The sequence below is a fragment of the Prevotella communis genome (assembly GCF_022024115.1).
Lineage (GTDB): Bacteria > Bacteroidota > Bacteroidia > Bacteroidales > Bacteroidaceae > Prevotella > Prevotella communis.
In genome coordinates this window covers 1,323,836-1,345,668 of the sequence record NZ_CP091792.1, presented here as the reverse complement: position 1 = coordinate 1,345,668, position 21,833 = coordinate 1,323,836, and the positions used below count along the sequence as shown (strand labels likewise).

16 protein-coding genes are annotated in these 21,833 nt (G+C 48.9%); 8 read left to right on the top strand and 8 right to left on the bottom strand.

Annotated elements, in window-relative coordinates:
- Positions 1 to 37 precede the first annotated feature (37 nt).
- Positions 38 to 730 (top strand): hypothetical protein, encoded by a 693-nt coding sequence (locus tag L6468_RS05225; protein WP_237796020.1) that lies wholly within the window; start codon positions 38 to 40, stop codon positions 728 to 730.
- A gap of 362 nt (positions 731 to 1,092) precedes the next feature.
- On the top strand, positions 1,093 to 2,493 hold the full coding sequence (locus L6468_RS05220) for a plasmid recombination protein (RefSeq protein ID WP_237796018.1): 1,401 nt from the start codon (positions 1,093 to 1,095) through the stop codon (positions 2,491 to 2,493).
- Positions 2,494 to 2,531: 38 nt separating this feature from the next.
- Here L6468_RS05220 and L6468_RS05215 read toward each other — a convergent pair whose 3' ends face one another.
- From L6468_RS05215 to L6468_RS05195, 5 genes are all read right to left on the bottom strand, one after another.
- A complete protein-coding gene (locus tag L6468_RS05215) occupies positions 2,532 to 3,017 on the bottom strand; it encodes a hypothetical protein (RefSeq protein WP_237796016.1) in 486 nt (161 codons plus the stop codon).
- A complete protein-coding gene (locus tag L6468_RS05210; protein ID WP_237796014.1) occupies positions 3,007 to 3,771 on the bottom strand; it encodes a TlpA family protein disulfide reductase in 765 nt (254 codons plus the stop codon). Before L6468_RS05210 ends, L6468_RS05215 begins: the two co-directional genes overlap by 11 nt.
- Before the next feature lie 7 nt (positions 3,772 to 3,778).
- Complete coding sequence (locus L6468_RS05205; RefSeq protein WP_237796012.1) at positions 3,779 to 4,189, bottom strand: hypothetical protein; 411 nt, start codon at positions 4,187 to 4,189, stop codon at positions 3,779 to 3,781.
- A 15-nt stretch (positions 4,190 to 4,204) separates the two neighbouring features.
- A complete protein-coding gene (locus L6468_RS05200) occupies positions 4,205 to 5,698 on the bottom strand; it encodes an MACPF domain-containing protein (protein WP_237796010.1) in 1,494 nt (497 codons plus the stop codon).
- A gap of 308 nt (positions 5,699 to 6,006) precedes the next feature.
- Positions 6,007 to 6,807, bottom strand: a complete 801-nt coding sequence (locus L6468_RS05195; RefSeq protein WP_111898462.1) for a KilA-N domain-containing protein — start codon at positions 6,805 to 6,807, stop codon at positions 6,007 to 6,009.
- An 884-nt stretch (positions 6,808 to 7,691) separates the two neighbouring features.
- Here L6468_RS05195 and L6468_RS05190 point away from each other — a divergent pair.
- The 3 genes from L6468_RS05190 to aat are packed head-to-tail and all read left to right on the top strand — an operon-like array spanning position 7,692 to position 10,894.
- A complete protein-coding gene (locus tag L6468_RS05190; RefSeq protein WP_237796008.1) occupies positions 7,692 to 7,994 on the top strand; it encodes an ATP-dependent Clp protease adaptor ClpS in 303 nt (100 codons plus the stop codon).
- A gap of 8 nt (positions 7,995 to 8,002) precedes the next feature.
- Complete coding sequence (locus L6468_RS05185) at positions 8,003 to 10,189, top strand: AAA family ATPase (RefSeq protein ID WP_237796006.1); 2,187 nt, start codon at positions 8,003 to 8,005, stop codon at positions 10,187 to 10,189.
- A 60-nt stretch (positions 10,190 to 10,249) separates the two neighbouring features.
- Entirely contained in the window at positions 10,250 to 10,894 is a 645-nt protein-coding gene (aat, locus tag L6468_RS05180; RefSeq protein ID WP_237795993.1) for a leucyl/phenylalanyl-tRNA--protein transferase, read from the top strand.
- Here the strand turns inward: aat and L6468_RS05175 are convergent.
- Positions 10,878 to 11,786 (bottom strand): M48 family metallopeptidase, encoded by a 909-nt coding sequence (locus tag L6468_RS05175; protein ID WP_237795985.1) that lies wholly within the window; start codon positions 11,784 to 11,786, stop codon positions 10,878 to 10,880. The genes aat and L6468_RS05175 overlap by 17 nt on opposite strands.
- A gap of 157 nt (positions 11,787 to 11,943) precedes the next feature.
- On the opposite strand from L6468_RS05175, the gene L6468_RS05170 reads away from it, so the two are divergent.
- The 3 genes from L6468_RS05170 to L6468_RS05160 are packed head-to-tail and all read left to right on the top strand — an operon-like array spanning position 11,944 to position 15,313.
- Positions 11,944 to 13,011 carry a mannose-1-phosphate guanylyltransferase gene (locus tag L6468_RS05170; RefSeq protein WP_237795983.1) on the top strand — a complete coding sequence of 356 codons (1,068 nt, stop codon included), beginning with the start codon at positions 11,944 to 11,946 and terminating at the stop codon, positions 13,009 to 13,011.
- A complete protein-coding gene (gmd, locus tag L6468_RS05165) occupies positions 13,012 to 14,103 on the top strand; it encodes a GDP-mannose 4,6-dehydratase (protein ID WP_237795982.1) in 1,092 nt (363 codons plus the stop codon). It begins immediately after the preceding gene.
- 34 nt (positions 14,104 to 14,137) lie between these two features.
- The gene (locus L6468_RS05160) at positions 14,138 to 15,313 is read left to right on the top strand and encodes a GDP-L-fucose synthase family protein (protein WP_284438411.1); all 1,176 of its coding nucleotides are present in this window, start codon (positions 14,138 to 14,140) and stop codon (positions 15,311 to 15,313) included.
- A 36-nt stretch (positions 15,314 to 15,349) separates the two neighbouring features.
- On the opposite strand, the gene L6468_RS05155 is transcribed toward L6468_RS05160, so the two are convergent.
- On the bottom strand, positions 15,350 to 18,076 hold the full coding sequence (locus tag L6468_RS05155) for a LamG-like jellyroll fold domain-containing protein (protein WP_237795972.1): 2,727 nt from the start codon (positions 18,074 to 18,076) through the stop codon (positions 15,350 to 15,352).
- Positions 18,076 to 21,792: a glycoside hydrolase family protein gene (locus L6468_RS05150; protein WP_237795971.1), complete on the bottom strand. Its 3,717-nt coding sequence runs from the start codon at positions 21,790 to 21,792 to the stop codon at positions 18,076 to 18,078. Before L6468_RS05150 ends, L6468_RS05155 begins: the two co-directional genes overlap by 1 nt.
- Positions 21,793 to 21,833 lie beyond the last annotated feature (41 nt).

The following is a 21,833-nucleotide window of genomic DNA, read 5'->3' as shown; positions in this document are numbered from 1 at the left end:
TATGAAGTGTTTCAAGACCTTCATCCGCCTAACCCTCATGGAACAGACAACCGTGACTAAGACCCATTTCTCTGCTGTCCTACAGCCTGGGCAGTTCATGGCTTCCAAGGTCGAGCTTTCCCTGATGTGGGGTTGCAACCGGAAGACTGCCACCCGAATCATCAGGGAGTTTAATCAGATGGGCATTCTCCGTTCTGAGCCGTCAAACCGCACGACCATCCACACGCTGTTGTGTCTGTCCGTCTGGTTCACGGATCAGCGGACAATCAAGAATCCTTTCTTTGCCAGCAACCCTATGGTCAAGCACATAGGGAAGCCGACAAGACCTACTAACCATGTCCCACCTAAAAGCGGTGCTGAAACAGTTGAAGTCTGCAAGCCGACACCAACAGATTCAGGTGGGACATCTTCTGCCGATACAGGCGACGTGACTAAGGTCATATCGTCCGAAATTCTGGCTGAAGTGAAGAAGGAGCATTGCCTTACTCCTTCTCTTTCCCTACCATCTAATGATAATCTACGCGAGCGCGTGAGTCCAGTCTGTCAGTCTTCAAGCGAAACTGTTGCTGACAACCGCCATTATCCAACAAGCAGCAATCTCCAGTCTGATGGTATGCGAGAAGAGAACAAACAACCTACTGTCGTGGAAGAGCCACAGCCGCTTTCTTGCCATCAAGACGAGAGCTTGCTCCAAGAGGTATCGACAGAAGGGAAAGGAACAGAGGTATGAGCACAGCGTGGCAGTCCGGGACGTGGTGCAGGGAGAAAAAGGCTTGCCTTGTTATAGCCCATTATAACTACACGCTCCGCTTTCGTAGTTGTGGGCTCTTCCGAGGGACTCATGGCTTTGCCCTGAGAACCCACAAGGCGCTGCCCTTGACCCGTTCAGGACGCTGCCCCGAAACCTCGCTCATGAGTTTCACCCCTGAGAACCCGGAGCAAAGAGTGACCCTCTCTTTGCAAACTCCGCTCAGTGGCATCTGCCCCCAAGACCCCTGAGCAGGAAGTGACTCTCTCCCTGCACCCTCCAATCAAGGCTCTGCCCCGATACCCTGATAACCAATTATACAGCAAATCCGCAAAAGCAGAAATATGGCAACAACAGCAAAAGCATCCGAGCACATCAAGCCCTGCAACATCGCCCAGAGTGAGCGGCACAACAGGAGGGACGCAGACTACATCGCATCCCTCAATCCTGCCATGCTCTACATCCGCAAAGACCTGGCCCACCTGAATGAAGTGTATGTCGCACCTGACATGGTGGGTGTCAGTCTTCAGCAGCACTATGACGACATCCGTGTCATGGTGAAGCAGAAGACTGGCAGGGCGATGCAGGAGAAGGACGTGAAGTTTACGGACAAGAAAGGCAAGCAGCGTGTCCGTCAGGGGTGCAGCCCAATCCGTGAAGGTGTGGTGAACATCAAGCCCGACACGACGATGGAAGACCTTTTGCGCTATGTCAAAAGAGTGCACGAGAGGTGGGGCATCAGAGCCATACAGATACACATTCATAAGGACGAAGGCCATTATGAAGTGATGGAGCAGCGAGAGCAATGTCAAGCAGGCTTGAACATTGCCGAGTCGCGACAGAACTCGGCGGAGCCAGCCACCGAAGACCCCGCATCATGGGAACCGAACTACCATGCTCATATCATCTGGGACTGGATGGACCACGACACGGGCAAGTCCTTCAAGTTGAATGCCGAGGACATGTCTGCCATCCAAGATTTGGTAGCTGAGACATTGGACATGCAGCGAGGGCAGAAGAAGTCAGAGACAGGGATTGACCATCTGGAACGGAACGACTTCATCATCCTGAAGCAGGAAAGCAAGAAGAAACAGCTACAGGAAGAGTCGAAGAAAGCCATTGCAGAGAAGGAGGAGGCGGAAGCAGAGGTCGAGGCAGCAAAAACAGAAATGGCAGACTTGTGGAAAGAGCACGACTATCTGACAAGTGCCAACCGCACGAAAGCAGAGCGCAGCAACCGCCTCGACCTTGACATCAGGAATAAGACGAACCGCTCCCAGGCACTTGATGATGCCATTGATGCCAAGAAACAGGAAGTTGCTGGACTATCAGCGAAAGCCGACAAGAAGCTGCGGGACTTCTACACCATCAAGGAGCGTGGCGACTGGCAAGACCCGATGTTCTTTGCCATGTCTGCATATATCTACCGCATTGACGAGGGCTTGCAGTTTTGCATCAAAGCCATTCAGGACTTTGCCTATTCAGGCTTCGGCGGTCGAGGCGGCAAGCATGGTGACATTTTCTGGGACAACGAGTCATACGCCATCAAGCAATACCTGAAGATGTTTGCCGACCTTGCCAGTGCCACCTTGAAGCAGGTGGCAGACTGGTTTGTCTGGCTGGCAAGCACTTTGGGCAGGTTCAACGCTAACGAACTGAGACGTGCCGACCATGAAGTCCACGACATTGCTGATGGCAGATACGATGGACGAATACAGAAGTACCAGCAAGGAATTTCGAGATAAGCAGCTGCTATATGATAGCAGTCCGATAAATATAGTATCTACAATTCCACCTCGTGGCCCTTCACGATAATCATCGGGCAGCCAGGAATTTTCTTCATTTTTCCTTTCACTTTGTGACGGGCATAACTGCTCTTGAAGTTGGCGGGGAAAGACAGCCTGCCTTTGCCCTTGATGTCAACGACGCTGATAGTGACGCAGTATTTCTTCTTGCCTTTCAGAACGACAGACTCCACAGGGGTGACGCTGAGTTGTTTGCCATTGTCGGCTGGCGTGACTCGCAGGTAGATGGGCTTGTTCAGTACATTGACAAACTTCTTGTCCCGAACCTCGTAACAGTTGAAACTCAATAGGCATTCCTCGTACTCGCACTTGTCGATGGCGACCATAATGTCGGTCAGCAGATAGTCTTTCCGGTTCTTAAAGATAGGCCCCCATTCTATTTCTCCTTTGCAGTCGCCCTCGAAACCTGCCGTGCTGGTCCTTATCCACGACTTGCCCGACAGCGTGTGCGGCTTATTCTGCATCAGCCTCCTTAATCTTTGCCAGCAACTCAGCACGTTTATCCTCGCTCGTGCCGTGGACGGCATAGCGGACGATGCCCTGCTTATCGACCACAACGGTGAAGGGGAAACCCTCGGTGCCAATCCACGACATCATGTCCTTGGCCTCAACGAGATGCGTCCACGTGAAGTGGTGCTTGTCGGTAATACGCTTGGCCAGCTCCGCATCGTGGTAGGTGGCAGAGAAGAACATCACATTGGGCAACTGCTCCTTCCACGTGGAGAGTTCGGGCATCTCGGCACGGCAGGGGCCGCAGCCGGAGTACCACAGGTTGAGCACCATCACGCGGCCTCGAATGCTGTCGTTCGTCCATGTGCGCCCGTCCATATCCTTCTCATTGAACTGCGGGAACGGCTCACCGGCCTTGGGCGAGTAGAATGTGCCGTCGGCTTTCACGTTTGCCCTTGTCAGTTCGCCCATCTCGTGCATCATGTTCAGACCGTTCAGGAACTGGTCGGCATTGTGGACTTGCTCACGCGGGATGGCCTGACGGATAAGAGACTTGGGCAGCGTGGCATCGACGTTGATGACGACGAGACTATTGCCCTCCTTGTCTTTCAGTCGCATGATGGACTTCTCACCGTCGGGCAATTTAGGCATTTCACGGAAGAAATAGCCGTTGGAAAGAAACTTAGGAATAACCGTGTCGATTCTTTCTTCTTGTGCCGTCGCCGTTAGTGAACAGGCTATCAATAGCAATGTAAATAAATGTTTCATGTCCCTTTTATTTTACTTTCTTGAAATTCAAAACTACATCCGAGTTTGTGAGATGCCAAGTCATCGTTTTTGCCGAAAGCTTTTGGACATCATACTCTTGGATTTCCGGGGGCGTACCGCCATACTGTCCGATGTATATAGCCAGATGGCGGTCCTCGGTCAGTGCATAGTCACGCACAAATGTCGTGTCGCCTGCAAAGACATCATACACATGAATGGTACATTCACCCCCTGTAGCCGGCTTGCCAGGCGTAAACGTGTACTGCACATACCCCTCAGCCACAACACCTTCATCATACACTTGCTCCCAAGTGCCCGCGAGTTGGTCCATCAGAAATTCTTCATCATCGTCGCTGCTGCAAGAGGCGAGGGAGAAGGCAGCAAGCATCGCAAAGGCGAGTCTCAAAATCGTATTCATGAGTTCCTGCTCTGGTTAATTCAACTGGTGGCTGTGGATATACGCCTTTACGGCACGCTGTACCTCGGCCCTTTTGGTCTCGTCGGGTATCAGTTTGTAGATGGGAATCAGGTCGTCGTCTTGTAGGTGGGCCAGCGAAAGGTCGCTCTTCTCTTCGCTTGACTGATTCCACCAATCGGCGATGCCTGCCGATGATACCTCAAACGTCAGAGGGAAACGAGCCAAGGCTGCCGCGAGCCGCTGAGTGTTGCCTCCATGACACTGAACGGCCAGCGCACCGCCCTTGGTGGCCTTGCTGTCGGTGATGCCCCAGAAGATGGGGTAATAGACTTCCATCATACGGCGGAACATACTTGCTGTGAAGCGGTCTTCATCACGGGTGTTGGCTTTCAGGCCAGAGCGGTAGAGCGAGAGGATGCTCAGTCCCATTGAGGCCTTCTTCAGCACGTGGGTGCCGAAGCGTTCCACGATGCGCTCAGCACTCTCCTCGGCCAATGCCCGCTTGAACTCGTCGGTCAGTATCCGCTCTAAATAGGCTTTGGAAAGATACATCGTCATGTTGAGTTGGTGTCGATAGACGATGTAGCGGTCAATATACATCAGAAACTTATAGTCATCGCCACGCTCCGATGCTTCCTTGAATAGTGGATTGTCCGTAAACGTGCCTGCGAAATAGACATCGCCCGGTTCGCCCTCCATGGTGAAGCCCTGAGCCACGCGCAGCCCATTGAGAAATCCCCAGGCATTGTCAACACCGCTCACCAGACTGCCCGTGCCGCTAAATGCGGCTATCTTCGGTTGGTCGCTCTCGTCGAATGTGCTGAGGTCTATCACATTCTCGCGCAGGCAGTCGTTGCTGAGATAGGCTCCCGTCACGTCGTACCCTGAACCCAGATAGACCTTGTTCGCAAGCGGCGCATCGGCCATGAGGTGTGTAGCCGTGGCTTCTTCTGGAATGGGAACTTCGTCAGAGAGGGTTAGGCCACCTTCGTCCACGACCAGCACGATTACCATGTCGCCGTTTTCTTCATTGGCTACGGTCTTATTGCCGAGTTGTGCGCCTATAACGTGGATGGCATTGCCGCCATACATCTCCTCGCCATTGCTGTTGTCGGTAATCTCAAAGGCAAACGTCAGACGGGCGGTTTTCCCGCCAACGATGATGGTCATCGTGGACGTTCCCGTCCCAATGCTCTTGTCTTCGTTGTATTTGATGTCCCGCTCGTCGGGCAGGTCGGCGTTGAACTTGATGTACATCACCCCATCCTCCCTCATGTTCCCTGTTGAGGCATATTGTCCTGACAGGTTGCCGTAGATTTTCAGTGAACTAAGCGTCTCTGTCTGGCTACAAAGATCGTTGCCGTCTGCATCTGTCAGCACCATCTTTACACCGTTGATTATCGCCGAGCGATGGGCGGGCTGATATTCTCTATTTTCTTCGCTATCACTGCTGCAAGAGGCGAGGGAGAAAGCAGCAAGCATTGCAAAGGCGAGTCTCCAAATCTTCATTGTTTTCATTTTCATTATAATTTTGATGTAATTGCTCTGTTTGATTAAACGCCGAAAGCCGGAAATCTTGCACTGTCGGGCGTTAAACTTTCCTAATCGCTGGACATAAAGATGGCGCGAGTCTGATTCTGTGCATTTGTTCCAAGGCATCGCCAAACGCCTACCTACTAATACAAGTCTCAGCTCGCGCCTAAACGCGAGCATCAACTTCTATCATCTCGTAGGTTAATATTTTGGCGAATTTTGGAACAAGAATCAAAAAGTCAACGCTTCTTATGTTGTTCTATGTTATATTCTATCCACTCATGTCATTTTAAGAGGTTTCTATTATCATCGTTCTCCAGCACACGCATCTGATTGATGGCTATCTGATTGAGGCGGACAAGGCGGTCGCCCTGTGGCACACCCTCATCAATGAGAACTGCATTGATGTTCTCCATATTTGCCAGACAAATAAGTTCGTTGATGGAAGCATAGTCACGAATGTTTCCTTTTAGTTCAGGATGGGCTTCACGCCACTGCTTGGCGGTCTGTCCGAACATGGCAACGTTCAGTACATCCGCTTCCTCTGCATAGATAATGCTTGCCTGTGCTGCCGTCACCTCTTCCGGAATCAGGTTTTGCTTGATGGCATCCGTGTGAATACGATAGTTAATCTTCGACAATTCACGCTTTGCCGTCCAGCCAAGTTGCTTCTGCTCCTCATCTTTCAGCCGTTGGAACTCACGTATCAGATAGACCTTGAACTCAGGGCTTATCCACATGGCAAATTCAAAGGCAATGTCCTTGTGGGCGTAGGTGCCACCATAACGTCCAGCCTTCGAGATAATACCGATGGCATTAGTCTTTTCTGTCCACTCTTTAGCACTGAGACGGAAACGGTTCAACCCTGCCTGAGATTTAATTATGTCGAATTCGGCACAATTAAAATTCGGATTCATCAACCGCTCCCATATTCCAAGGAACTCTATGGTGTTGCGGTTGCGCAGCCAGTTAGAAAAAAAGAACTCACCATCTTTCGCCTTCAACATATCTGTCAGGCTGATATAGTCATCTTCGTTCTGCTTTATGACCGTTATCTGCGTGTTCTGTACTGTTATCTTTGCCATATTGTCTGCTGTTTTTACAAACTTTGCGCTGCAAAGTTACAACTTTTCCACCAATTACAGATAACTTGCCATATTAAATAAGGTGAACACACCTATTTTTACTTCATTATTGCCTCAAAGTGTCACCTCAACCTTTCTTTTCCCGACCTTTTTAACCAATTTGTACCAAAGATTATCTGTCTGGTGACACATAAACATTGATACAATTGACAGCACATTTTTTGTGTCATTCGTTGACTTTGAATTATTAACCGACCTTGTCACACAGTTACTTAGCGCAACCGAGGTACAAGGTCGGTACAAATGCCCCCATTTTGATGATTTATCTTCTCTCTTTTGACTGGCTAAAAGTCTTGTCTTTGCTCACCAAAGTTGCCAATAGCTCAAAATGACTAAAATTCGTCTGTTAAATAATCTTAACGAATTGTTAAATCTTATATTGCTCTAATGATAGAAAAACTGCTTGCTTTGGCACCAGAAACGGCAAATTGCAAATTGCACTTTTTTGTACCTTTCAACTTCAGGGCATAATCGTTTCTACCTGTGTTACAGATACTTATAAAGTTCTCAAACACTTCCACATGAAACATTAAACATTAAACATTAAATATTAAACATAAAACATGAAACATTAAACATTAAATTATGACTCGAAATTTTGGGGTTAGAAAGAGAAACGTCGTTTCTCGATGAGCAACACGTCGTTTCTCCGTCAGAGATACGACGAAGTGGTTCGAGGGAAAAGATAAGAAATAATATCGAGATGACAGACAAGAAATGCATTTTTTCTTTCATAAAATAACGAACTATTTCAATAAAAAAGTGTATCTTTGCACCATGAGAACAATGAAACGTATGAACCAATGGCAATAAAGAAATAAGGTATGCCACAGGAACAATCGCAGATAAAGGAGAGGCAGCGCACAGACTTGCGCGAGCCGCAACGCTATAAGGTGACTATTCACAACGATGACTTCACACCAATGGACTTCGTGGTGAAGGTGCTGACACATGTTTTCTTCAAACAGCCTGCGGAAGCAGAGAAACTGATGCTTCAGGTGCATCACTCGGACAAGGCCGTGGTGGGTATCTATACCTATGACATCGCCGTGTCGAAAGTGAAGAGAGCCACGATGATGGCACGCAATGAGGGATTTCCCCTGAGGCTTACTTATGAACCGGATTAATCGATTTTATGGCAGATATCAAACTGACAGAAAGACTGAATGACCTTTTGCAGGAGTGTATAGAGCTCTGCAAAGAACGCCGATATGAATTTGTAACACCCGAGACAGTGCTCTACGAACTGCTCTCTGAGGACGTATTCTGCTCGGTGATAGACTTCTATTGTGATATTACAGAGCTGATGGACGAAGTGGAAAACAGGTTGGTAGAGACGGGATTCGTGCCCTACAACATAGAATACCAACTGATGCCGTCAGAGCAATACAATCAACTGATGGGAAAGGCGTCGCTACAGGTTATCTCAAGTAGTGCCGAGGCACTGGACATACCCCACGTTGTGGTGGCCATGCTGGAACTGGAAGAGTCGTGGGCAGCCTATCTGCTGAAGAAGCATCTGGGCGCCTGTGAGCCTGAATTCGTCAGCGATATCGTATCTTCCTATGAGGAGGCAAGTTTGATAGACGAGAACGAGGGTGAGGAGCGTACGGAGGAGGCTGCCGGATGGCGACGACTGGTGACGTGTATGAACGACGTGGTGGATCAGAAGAACCCGCTCATTGGCCGCGAGGCCGAGTTAGAGCGTACTATTCAGGTGCTCTGCCGTCGCGACAAGAACAATCCCCTGCATGTAGGCGAACCCGGTGTGGGTAAGACGGCGCTGATCTACGGACTGGCTGCCCGCATCAACGCAGGCAACGTGCCCGACAGGCTGAAAGGCAGCAGTATATATATGTTGGACCTGGGCACGATGTTGGCCGGCACACAGTATCGCGGCGACTTCGAGAAGCGCATCAAACAGGTGATGGACGGTGTGGCAGGCGAAGGCAAGAACAACATTGTTTACATCGATGAGATACACAACATGGTAGGTGCCGGTGCCGTGGGCGAGAGCAGTATGGATGCCTCAAACATGTTAAAACCATATCTGGAGCGAGGTGATTTAAGATTCATTGGTTCAACAACTTACGAAGAATACAATAAGTACTTCTCTCGTTCCAAAGGACTGGTACGCCGTTTCCAACAGATAGACATCTTGGAGCCCAGCATCGACGAAGCCGTGAACATCCTGATGCAACTGCGCCCCAGATATGAGGAGTTCCACAAGGTGGTCTATGAAGACGAGGCCCTGCGCTATGCCGTAGAGGCCAGCGCGAAATATATCAATGACCGTTTCCTGCCAGACAAGGCCATCGACCTGATCGACGAGGCGGGAGCTACGCTTGAGGTAAGAGGTAAGAAGGAAGATGTAAAGGTGGTCACAAAGTCTCTGATTTCCGAAGTCTTGGCAAAGACCTGCAAGATAGATGTAACAACGAAAGAGGACGACAACGAGAAACTCTCAACTCTCAACTCTCACCTTTCAACTCAAATCTACGGACAGGATGAGGCTATCCGTCAGGTGGTAGAGGCTGTACAGATGTCGAAGGCAGGACTGCTGGACGACAATAAGCCCACGGCATCATTGCTCTTCGTTGGTCCCACGGGCGTAGGAAAGACAGAGGTGGCACGTGTGCTGGCCAAGGAACTGGGCATCGAGTTGCTACGCTTCGACATGAGTGAATATACGGAGAAGCACACGGTAGCCAAGCTCATCGGTTCGCCTGCCGGCTACATTGGCTATGAGGATGGTGGACTGCTGACGGATGCCATCCGTAAGACACCCCACTGTGTGCTGCTGCTTGACGAAATAGAGAAGGCGCATCAGGATATCTACAACATCCTGTTGCAGGTGATGGACTACGCCCGTCTGACGGATAACAAGGGACGCAAGGCTGACTTCCGCAACGTGATTCTGATTATGACCTCAAACGCAGGCGCACAGTTTGCCGGACAGGCCAACATCGGTTTCACAGGAGGTGTGAGTCGTGGTGAGGCCATGCTGAAACAGGTAAAGAAGACCTTCAAGCCTGAGTTTATCAACCGACTGAGCGGTACTGTGGTGTTCAACGATATGGACCACCATATGGCAGAGCTGATTCTCAAGAAGAAACTGCGTGAACTGCAGCAGAAGCTCACCGCCAAGAAGGTGACGCTGACGCTGAAGGACGAGACCTTCGCTGCCCTGCTGAAAGAGGGATTCACAAAGGAATATGGCGCACGCGAGATGGACCGCGTCATCAATCAGCGTCTGAAGCCACAACTGATGCGCGAAATACTCTTCGGCTCACTCAAAGACGGAGGAGAAATCACAATTTAATTCTTCGCTCGGCTTCGCCGCTTGGCTCCGCCAAGAACTCTTAACTCTTAACTCAATAAGGTGGTTTACCAATTAGACGACGATTTGTGGTTCCCAGACCCACGCCTGGCCGATGAAGACGGTTGTCTGGCGGTGGGCGGCGACCTGAGTATAGACCGGCTGTTGCTGGCCTATCAGCACGGCATTTTTCCGTGGTTCTCGTTTCGCGACAACGAAGAACCCGTATGGTACTGTCCGCACGAGCGCTTCGTGATATTTCCCGACGAGATACATATCTCCCACTCTATGCGCACCTTATTAAATAAAAAGAAATACACCTTCAGCCTGAACGAGGATTTTGAAGGTGTGATCCACAATTGCAGTAAGTTGCGCTACGACGAAGAAGGTGCCTGGTTGGGCGAAGACATCATCAAGGCCTATACCGAACTGCATCGTCAGGGCTTTGCTGCCAGCGTGGAAGTATGGGAGGAAGAACGACTGGTGGGTGGCCTTTACGGTGTGAATATCGGTTCGGCTTTCTTTGGCGAGAGCATGTTCTCACTGGTGCCAAGCGGTTCGAAACTGGCGCTGATACACCTGGCAAAGACTATGCAGGAACTGAACGGCAGCATTATTGACTGTCAACTAAAAACCGCCCATCTGGAATCGATGGGCGGCAGATATATCAGTTACGACGAATATATGAAGCTTATTTCTTCTTGCTAGTTTTGCTAGTCTTACTAGTCTTACTAGTCTTGCTAGTTTTGCTAGTCTTACTAGTTTTGCTAGTTTTGCTAGTTGTAGTCTTTTTGGGCACATAATATTTCAGAGCCTCGGGCATCCATCCCTGAATATCCTTGATACGCTGCTCGTCAGAGGGGTGATCGCTGAACAATCCGCCACTATTACCACTGCTCTGAGCAGCCATACGCTGCCAGAAAGAGGTAGCTACCTGTGGGTCGTAACCTGCCATCGCAGCAAAGATGAGTCCCATATGGTCGGCCTCGCTCTCCTGCTTACGAGAGAAACCAGAGGTCCACAGCGCACCACCCAGTTGCTGGCCCAAAGAGATAAGTGCCTGCGTCTTCTCGCTGACGCCAGCACCCTGTACCACTGCACCAAGGATGGCATTGCCATACTGATTCTTGTACTCATTACTCAGACGCTCAGCCGAGTGTTTTGCTACGGCATGGGCAATCTCATGACCCAGCACGATAGCCAGCGAAGCCTCGTCCTGAGTAACAGGCAGCAAGCCCTCGTATACCACAATCTTACCACCAGGCATACACCAGGCATTCACCTGCTTGTCCTGCACGAGATTAAACTCCCAGGCATAGTTCTGCGTCTCAGCACTCAGGCCATTGCTGTTAAGATAGGAAGTCACAGCATTAGCCAGATTCTGTCCAACACGCTTTACCAGCGCTGTGTTGGTAGCATTCGTTGATGCCTTAGCACTCTGCATATACTGCTGATACTGCTGGGTAGAGAGACTCAGCACCTCACCATCACTAACCAACAAAGTCTGCTTACGTCCCGTAATGGGTACGGTAGATGTGGTGCCACAACTCACCAGGATAGTTGCCACCAGCGACATGAATACGATTTTTATTGCTTTCATAATTTTTAGGTTATAAATTTCAGGACGCAAAGGTACGAAAAATAATTGAAATAGGAAATTGAGCGTTACAATTTTTCCTTTTTTACTTGCAAGTATCACTCTTTTTCCGTAATTTTGCAACTTCATAAAATAGTAGTCGAAAAAAAATGTAGTTGTTATGGCACAAAAGAATAATCACCTTGTTATCATGGCCGGAGGTGTTGGAAGCCGTTTCTGGCCTATGAGCACTGCAGAAAAGCCAAAGCAGTTTATTGATGTATTGGGAGTGGGAAAGACATTATTGCAACTCACCGTAGAACGCTTTAACAAACTGGTTTCACCTGAGAATATCTGGGTAGTCACGAATCAGAAATATGTAGACATCGTTCGTGAGCAACTGCCAGAGATGCCAGCAGGAAATATTCTATGCGAGCCATGCCGCAGAAATACTGCACCCTGTATTGCCTACGTTTCCTGGCGTATTAAGTCAAAAGACCCCAAGGCCAATATTGTGGTAACCCCCAGCGATCATATCGTGATGAACGTACAGGAGTTTCAGCGTGTCATCACAGAGTGTATGAACTTCACCGCCGAGAGCGATGCCATCGTGACACTGGGTATGAAGCCTACACGTCCTGAGACGGGCTATGGTTATATTCAGGCCGACCTGTCAGCCTCTTCTCTGAGAAACAAGGGCATCTTCCGTGTGGACTCTTTCCGCGAGAAGCCCGATTTGAAGACCGCTGAGCAGTATATCAAGAAGAACTACTATTTCTGGAATGCGGGTATCTTTATCTGGAACGTATCGACAATTGTCAATGCTTTCCGTATCTATCAGCCCAAGATGAACAAGATTTTCGAGCAGATGCTGCCCATCTACGGCACACCACAGGAGCAGGAGATGATCAACGAGAAGTTCCCCCAGTGCGAGAATATCTCTGTGGACTATGCCATCATGGAGAAGGCTGAGGAAATCTTTGTTTGTCCTGCCGACTTCGGATGGAGTGACCTGGGCACATGGGGCTCACTGCAGACACAGTCGAAGCGCGACATCTACGGCAATGCCCTCATCGGCGAGAATATCAGCGTCTTTGATACCCACAACTGTATGATTCATACCACACAGGAGAAGAAGGTGGTAGTACAGGGACTGGACGGCTACATCGTAGCAGAGAACAATGACACGCTGCTTATCTGTAAACTGTCAGAGGAACAGCGTATTAAGCAATTCAGTGGAGAAAACTAAATGAAGAATATCGCACTAATCACTGGCATCACCGGCCAGGACGGCTCTTACCTGGCAGAATTCCTGCTGGAGAAGGGATATGAGGTGCATGGCACCATACGCCGTTCGTCAGTTGACTACCGCGAACGCATTGCCCATCTGGAGGGAAAGCCCAATTTCCACCTGCATTATGCCGACCTGGGCGACTCGATGAGTATTCTGGGCGTTATCGGCAAGGTAAAACCCACAGAGATATACAATCTGGCAGCACAGAGTCATGTACAGGTATCATTTGACTCACCAGAGTTTACTGCTGACGTGGATGCCGTTGGTGTGCTCCGCATACTGGAGGCTGTACGCCAGTTGGGACTGAAGGACCAGTGCCGTATCTATCAGGCATCTACCTCTGAGCTCTATGGAAAAGTAGAAGAGGTGCCCCAGAACGAGGAAACGCCCTTCCACCCCTACTCTCCCTATGCCGTTGCCAAGCAATACGGTTTCTGGATTGTGAAGGAATATCGTGAAGCATACGATATGTACTGCTGCTCAGGTATTCTGTTTAATCATGAGAGTGAGCGTCGCGGTGAAACCTTTGTGACACGTAAGATTACGCTGGCTGCAGCCCGTATCAAGCAGGGCAAGCAGGACAAGTTATATCTTGGTAACCTGGGCAGTCTGCGCGACTGGGGCTATGCAAAGGATTACGTAGAGTGTATGTGGCTCATCCTGCAACAGGAGAAACCGGAAGACTTTGTCATTGCTACCGGTGTGCAACACTCCGTACGCGAATTCTGCTACTATGCCTTCAAGCACGTTGGCATCGAACTGGAATTTGTTGGTGAGGGTGCTAACGAGAAAGGTATCGACAAAGCAACAGGAAGAGTACTCATTGAGGTATCACCCGACTTCTACCGTCCTACCGATGTGGTCAACCTGTGGGGCGACCCCTCGAAGGCAAAGGCCAAGTTGGGATGGAACCCCAATAAAACCTCGTTTGAGGAACTGATAAAGATTATGGTGGACAGCGATATGGCTAAGGTTGCTGCCGACGGTGCTGCCGCCAAGGTTCGTACCAATCTGGAAGAATATCTGGAGAAAGGTATCGTGAAATAATTGAGAATTGATAATTGATAATTGACAATTAGGAATTGTGTTAGATAAAAACGCGAAAATATATGTAGCGGGGCATCACGGACTTGTGGGCTCCGCTATTTGGAATAACCTGTTGCAGAGAGGTTATACAAACCTGGTGGGCAGAAGTCACAAGGAACTGGATCTGACAGACCAGGTGGCCGTACGCCAGTTCTTTGATGAGGAGAAGCCTGATGCGGTGGTGCTGGCAGCTGCCTTTGTGGGTGGTATCATGGCCAACAGCCTGTATCGTGCTGACTTCATCATGCAGAACATGATGATGCAATGCAACGTGATTGGCGAGGCCTATAAGCACGGCGTGCAGCGACTGCTGTTTCTGGGCTCTACCTGTATCTATCCCAAGAATGCACCTCAGCCTATGACGGAGGATTGTCTGCTGACGTCGCCTCTGGAATATACCAACGAGGAATATGCCATTGCGAAAATAGCAGGCCTGAAGATGTGCGAAAGTTACAACCTGCAATACGGAACCAACTATATCGCTGTGATGCCCACCAACCTGTATGGCCCCAATGATAATTTCCATCTGGAGAATAGTCATGTAATGCCAGCCATGATGCGCAAGGTATACCTGGCCAAGTTGATTCACGATGGCGAGTGGGACAAGATTGCCATTGACCTCAACAAACGTCCTGTAGAGGGCGTAGATGGGTCATCATCACACGACGATATACTGAACATCTTGTCGAAGTATGGTATTGAAGACAATAAGGTGACCCTTTGGGGTACTGGTACACCACTGCGCGAATTCCTGTGGAGTGAAGATATGGCAGATGCCAGCGTACACGTATTGCTGAACGTAGACTTCAGCGACGTGATAGGCATTGAGAAATACTCCAGCGTGCACTATGGTGCCAAGACCGATGGCGCCGTAGACCGTAACCATTCGGCTGGCCGCGGTGGAGCCATCCCCTCATTGGGCGAGATACGCAACTGTCATATCAACGTAGGTACTGGCAAGGAACTGTCCATTCGCGAGCTGTCGGAACTGGTAGCCAAGGCCGTGGGCTTTGAAGGCACCATCGAATTTGACAGTACGAAACCCGACGGCACGATGCGTAAACTGATTGATGTATCCAAGTTGCACCGATTAGGTTGGACACACAAGGTAGAGATTGACGAAGGTGTGAAAAAACTCTTTGAGTGGTACAAACTATCGTTGGAGAAATAAAGAAAGAGGATGCATCCGCATCCTCTTTCTGTTTTATTACTTCATCAAAATCTTCCTGCTGTCAATGATATTAATGCCCTGTTGGGGTCGGTCAATCCGTTTACCATCAATCGTATAGATTGGTTTACTGACGGCGTCGGAATTCTCAACAGACTGGATGTTGGTATAGGTACCGTCCTTCACAGCCTTCACCTCGTCAGCACTAAGGGCGTAGTTGAATATGCGCACATCATCATAATTAGCCGAGATATTGGGGTCTGCCGTATACTGACTGCGTCCCAGATAATTCAATACCGGACGGATATCGCTGGGCTTAATGGTGATACCTGTAGTAGAAGCAACCTCTGTACCATCAACATAGATTGCAGTCTTATCCTTACCCATCGTCACCACAACATGCTTCCACAGATAGCTTGACAACTTCGAAGGACAGTCGAGAATCTGTTCATCACCTCCGTTCTTAATGGCGAAGCGCATCTTAGAGGTACCGCTATTGGGTGTCAGGAACAGATAATGGTCCTCGTCATTACCGAAATCGAAGATACGCTGCCACTGAGTCGTAGATGTGTTCCACTTAACCCACATAGCAACAGAGAGTTCATCACTATCAGCAACACGATAAGGCAACTGAACGAACTGGGCAGTCAGCGACAAAGACTTATCGCCCACCTTATGGTCAGCCACATACTTAGGCGTAGAAGGTGAAGCCATATCCAGCATATTCTGCGTGTCGTCATTGAGATTATCCTCGAAATCCCAACGGGCAATCATCGTAGGCTGACTCAGCGGAGCAGCCTCAACGACATCAGAAGCCTCAGATATATTCTGCGAACGGTCTATCGCCTTTACCTTATATATATAAGAGGTATTAGGACGACAGGTATTATCTACGAAATAAGTCTCCGTGAGCTGACGGGCGATGGTGTTCCAGTCGTCAGTACCCTTAGGCGCACGCACCACCATATAGCCTTCCACATCCGTTTCTGTATTAGCCGTCCATGAGAGACGAACAGAGGCCGACTGCGACTCAGCCAGCAAGCCAGCAGGCTTGGCAGGAGCTGCAGTATCGTAAGTTACGTCCACGGGAACGAAACGGAACAGCATACGATCACGATTAGTACCCGTAAGTTCTGGGGTCTGGATAATCTTGGCCATTGTACTAGTGCCTGCCGATGCCAGATAGAGTGCACTCTCACGGTTACGAATCAAGTAATAGCCATTGCCGTCATACTCCAGATACCACTGTTCGTTGCTGGTAGGACCATTCTGCGTCCACGCCAGGATATCAGCCTGACTCTTGGAATAATCCTTCACATTCATGCGAATATTGGCATTATCCACCGACTCGATATTATAGAAGCTATAATCACCACCAATGCGAGAACTACAAGGTTTCACCGTCCACTGCTGTTTCTTGGAACCCGTGTACCTTGACTGCTTAATCACATCACCACTGGAAGTATAGCTTACGACATTACCAGTAGCACCCGAAACCTTGTTCAACAGTTTATAAGTACCGTTAATCTCAGAAGGAGGCACGTCCTCGCCCCACGTCACATTGATTACACGCTCACCGTTGGTCTGTCCTGTCTGATAGCCCGTACCACCAGGCATCTCCATCACGAACTCGTGTACAGGACCATAACCATCATAATAGACATCACGCTCAGTAGAGACAAACTGATAAGTGGTGGTCTTAGCCTGACGTTCACTGGAGCCAACAAAAGCCTTTACGCGTCCGTCATCATGACGATAAACGCTGGCCGCCGTCCAGTTGTTGCGGTGCTCACCATAAGCCAGACGCACGCCATTGCGACTTATATCGCAGAACTCACCACGCGCACGACTGTCGAAGCCCCACCAGATGCCGACAGTCATGCCGTATTCCAGTCCTACCATAGCCTCAACAACATTGTGCATCTCGTCATCGAAACCCACCTTTTCAGCGTTTTTCAGTTGCTGATAGAAGTTAGCGAAATTAGCGAACGAGCCCGCCAACTGATGGGTATTTCCCCAGTCGTAATACTGTTTGCCAGCATTAAACCAGTTCCATGCGTTGTCATTATTCAGCGTGTTGGCACCAGCGATGACGATGCCATTCATCGAATCATAGCTTTTCAGTAACTTTGCCACATTAGCCTCATCCCCTGCATTTCCCTGTATTTCACCCGCAAGGTTCTTTTCCCAAGCGTTATCAGGCTCATTAAACGGCGACACACCAACTATCGGATGACTAGTATTCGTCTTCATCCAAAGCACGTGAGCCTCAATGCACTTAGCCCAATGTTCTACATCAACACTCTTATCTTCAGCTGTATAGTAAGTATTGATATACGGTCCTGTATGACCATTGGGCATATAACCGTTGTCACAGTTGATAACCAATGGCAGGGTTCTGCCCACCACATTATCAAATACATTCGAACGCGAACGTAGTCCTTCTATCTGGTCTGATGTCAACTGATTACCATCTTTCAGCGCATTCAGCACACGGAATGATGTACGACCGATGCCGACATTCTCCTTACCCATGTGGTTGACGCCCTTACGCAAATTTGACTCATTATTCCAAGCCAGATCCAAACCCCATGTTGGCTGGAATCGCTTGCCCTCGGCCGAGATGGCATAAGGCAGAGACACATCAGCCTTTTTCTGGGCATGCAGATAGAGACTGGACGAAGAGCGCACAGGCTCTTGCGCGAAAGCGGTGGCAGCACCCAGTGCAGCCACCACAAACAGGATATTTCTTTTTTTATTCATCATCACTTTATGATTGTCTTATACATACGTCCGCCAACGACCTTGATATAAAGCCCAGGCCTCAATGACTCACGCTGCATGCTGCGTCCATCAAGCGTGTAAACGCCATCAGCAAACATACGGTTGTCTACGACGGTATTAATTCCGGTGAGTTGGTTGTTCTTTACTTTCTCCTCTTCAGTAACACCACTGATAGCCATTGTCTCGCCCGTCCAGTCGGTCAGCACAGGGATAGCCTCACTATTGAGATCCGTGAAAGGACGCATATAGCCGTCGTAGTTTTTCACTTTCGTACGATTTGCAGAAGTAATTTTCTCGAAAGCGCCATCGTTGACAAAGTAATAATTAAGAGGCATACGAGCACTTGCAATCAGATAGCCACGCAGATTACCAGGACCGTTCTGTGTCATGGTCACTGCATCGCCATACTCCAGGAAGAGCGCCTCAGTATCTGAAGAACGGTAGATAAAAGGAACGCCAGCCTCTGTCTCGTCGATCTCCTCAAGACACAGTTGGGTATAGTCTGCATTGATACCCACAATTTTGTAGCATTCAAGCGTTTCGGAAGCGCGAACAGCATAAGGCAGACAGATACAACCAAACTGATTGGGCACTACAGTTTGCTTATAGAGCGGCGTAAAACGGAGTGCGAAATCTGTTGCACACCACCACCCCTCGCGCTTATCGTTAGACTGACCTGACGTTTTTCCGTACTGCAGCCAGCCATTGGCAACAGAGCCCTTCTTAGTACCCTCGAAACCAACGGTAAACGTACTATTATCGTTGAGGTAGATAGGAGCCGTGTAAAGCGTACCCCAGCGTTTGGCAACAGGCATATTCAGATCCAGATAGTCGGCTGTAAGGTTTTGTGTATTCTCCTTTACGGTACCATCTGTAATATAACCATGCTGGTCAGAAAGACAGTAATGCTCTGTAGAAGCCTTACACTCAAGTGCATACAGACCATGCATAGGAGTTGTGCCTGGGAATGTCAAATCCTGCGAGATAGCCATCGACTGTGTCTCGTTGTCGGCATCGATACCTGACCACCACGCATTCCAGCAGGTGACGCCATCATGGGTAGCCAGACGCTGATCGCCACCTTGATAAGAACCAGTCTTAAACGTCCATCCAGTATTCAACGAGAAATTGGGATTCTCAATCTTACCCTTCACCTGTTTGTAAGGCAGATAGTCGAACACAGCCTCCTCCAAGTCAGCATAGCACATGACAACAGATTCTATTGTCTTAGCTTTCTTGGCAGCATTAAGAATCAATTCCAAACTCTCATTACCATGTAACTTCAGCGCAACCAGTTTCTCAGCATATGCAACCAACGTACCATCGTTCAGATAACGATACGCCTGGAGGGCATCTTCCATTGCCTTTGCCAGCGTCTGAAGAGCCTCTGCATCAGTAGTAGTAACACCCGTGGAAATACGTGTCAAGTCCTCGTTTAGATAGTTGTACTTTGTATTGTAGTCCTTGAATGCCTCAGCCGTGATACGCACTTTGGCAATACCATCAGCAATAGCCGAGTCGCGTGTAGAGAACAACTGGCAAAGCATCATCTGATCAACTTGCGCCTTAGAAGCCAGATTAAACAGACGTACACGTGCCTGTGTATTGGACTTACTATTGAAACTGGCAAACTGCGTCAGCCACTTATCCGTTGTATTATTAATAAACAAAGGTGATGCCGCAGGAGCTGCCATACCCTCCTCGCTCAAGCCCAACTTACAATCATAGCCCGAAGGCATGTTGCAAGAGGCTACTGAGAAATAATAATTCGTGTTGGGCAGGATCGTAAACACCGTATGCAGAGCCATCTCACTTGTCAGGTTGCCATTGCCGTAAGCCTGCAGATAAGCACCGTCATCATTTCCACCCTCAGGAATCACCTGGAAATAAGGTGCCGAGAGTGTGTTGCCTTTTCCGTCGAGCCAACCATAGAAGCCCATATCAAAACTGCCATTCACCATGATGTTACCACCCAGATATCTTGTCTGTCCATCAATCTCTATGGCATCGCCAGTCTGCAGCTCATCACTTGTTGCCATCAAGGTAGTAGACTTTCGATCCTGGTTGTTGGCATCCTTGACGACAATCTGATACTGATAGCCAATCATGGCAGCAGAGTCGGTAAACGTATAACTTGCAGCATCCTCTTGAATAGCGACATTACACAATACCTCCCATGCCTTACCGCTACCAGCCTTTCGCATAATAGACATGCTGCTGTTCATTTCGCCATTCTTATCATCCCATTTCAGGACGGCCAGTCCCTTCTTATTATCATATTCCACAGAGAAATTGGAAGGGGCATACTGTTTAGGTGTCTTAGGCACAAAATCATATTTACCATTATAAGCCATCGGCGCCTTCATTGCAGCATAGTACTCACCAGCAGGTGTCAGTCCGCCATCATAGAGACGGGATATCGGAGCCTCACCATTCCAGTAATAATAGCGCTCCACATAATCCCAATTATTCAGATTCGTACAGATACGTTCCAATGCTCCCTTCACCTGTGACTGGGTGACACCATCAGCGAAAGCACCATTATGATTCCAGGAGGCACCCCAGCACCATTCAGAAATCCAGATAGGACGCTTATACTTGTCCGACCAATAGTGCATATTACCGAAGCTGCCCTCAGCCCAGTAGCAGTGCAGGTCAATAATATCGCAACGCCAGCCGCGAGCATCAATAGAATCCAAGAACTCTGCCAGGAATCCCGTAGCATTCCAATAGTCGCTACCATCCCAAGAAGCCGGTGAGCAGAGGCGCATACCCGTACGCATCATGTTCTCCCAGTTGTTGAGGATTGTATTCAGATCCTGCGGATGGTCATCAGACGTATTCCTAGGTTCATTATTATTCTTTGAATGAGGCGACCATGTAGCTTTGCCAATAGCACGAGAAGAGGGATAGTCCTCATAGATATGGTTGGGTACACACTCATAATCGGGTGCCATATTATGTCCCTCGCTCCAAGTATAACTACTCTGTACATCCAGGGCAGCCATGGTGGTGGTGTTCAAATCATTGGCCAACTGTTTCTTGCCAGCGTCATACCATTTAAACACACGATACGAAGAAATACTGTTGTCCATGAGTGCAGGCAGTGAAGCCATCTCCAAATCCTTGTCAGCAGCAATAAAACAACGGCTATAACCGTGTCCGCCAGCTTTCAGGGAAAAAGTCACCATATAGCCACGCTTCAGTTTAAACGAACGGATACGGTTGTTCAACTTTGCATCCGTCAGCGTGTTCATATAACCATCGGAATGCTCTAATCCGAAGTCATTGCACGACTCGCCCTCGAAATTCTTCTCAGAATAGACGGTGAGCGGCTTGAAATTATCACCGCCGGCATATGGCAGGATGATACAACCATAATTATAGAACTTTATCTGACAGTTGGAGTTGTTGGCAGCCTTCACACCGTTGATCTGAACATATTTCAACCACGAAGACGCCTTCGACGGCTTGATATTCTGAAGAATCAACACAGCATGCTCTGTATTCGTGATATTAATCAAGCCATCACCGGCAAAAGGTGCATCGCCCGTGATGATGTAATCCACATCATCGCTAAGAGTGACTGTCGTTGTGACCTGTGTTATTGTTGTCTTTGTATTGGCAGCCATGACATTTCCTTGAGCAGCAAACAGCATAGCAGCAAACAGCAATAGAGAAGAAAGTTTTCTTTTCATCTTATAATATTTTTAGTTAGCAATCGAGTATTCGTCTGCAA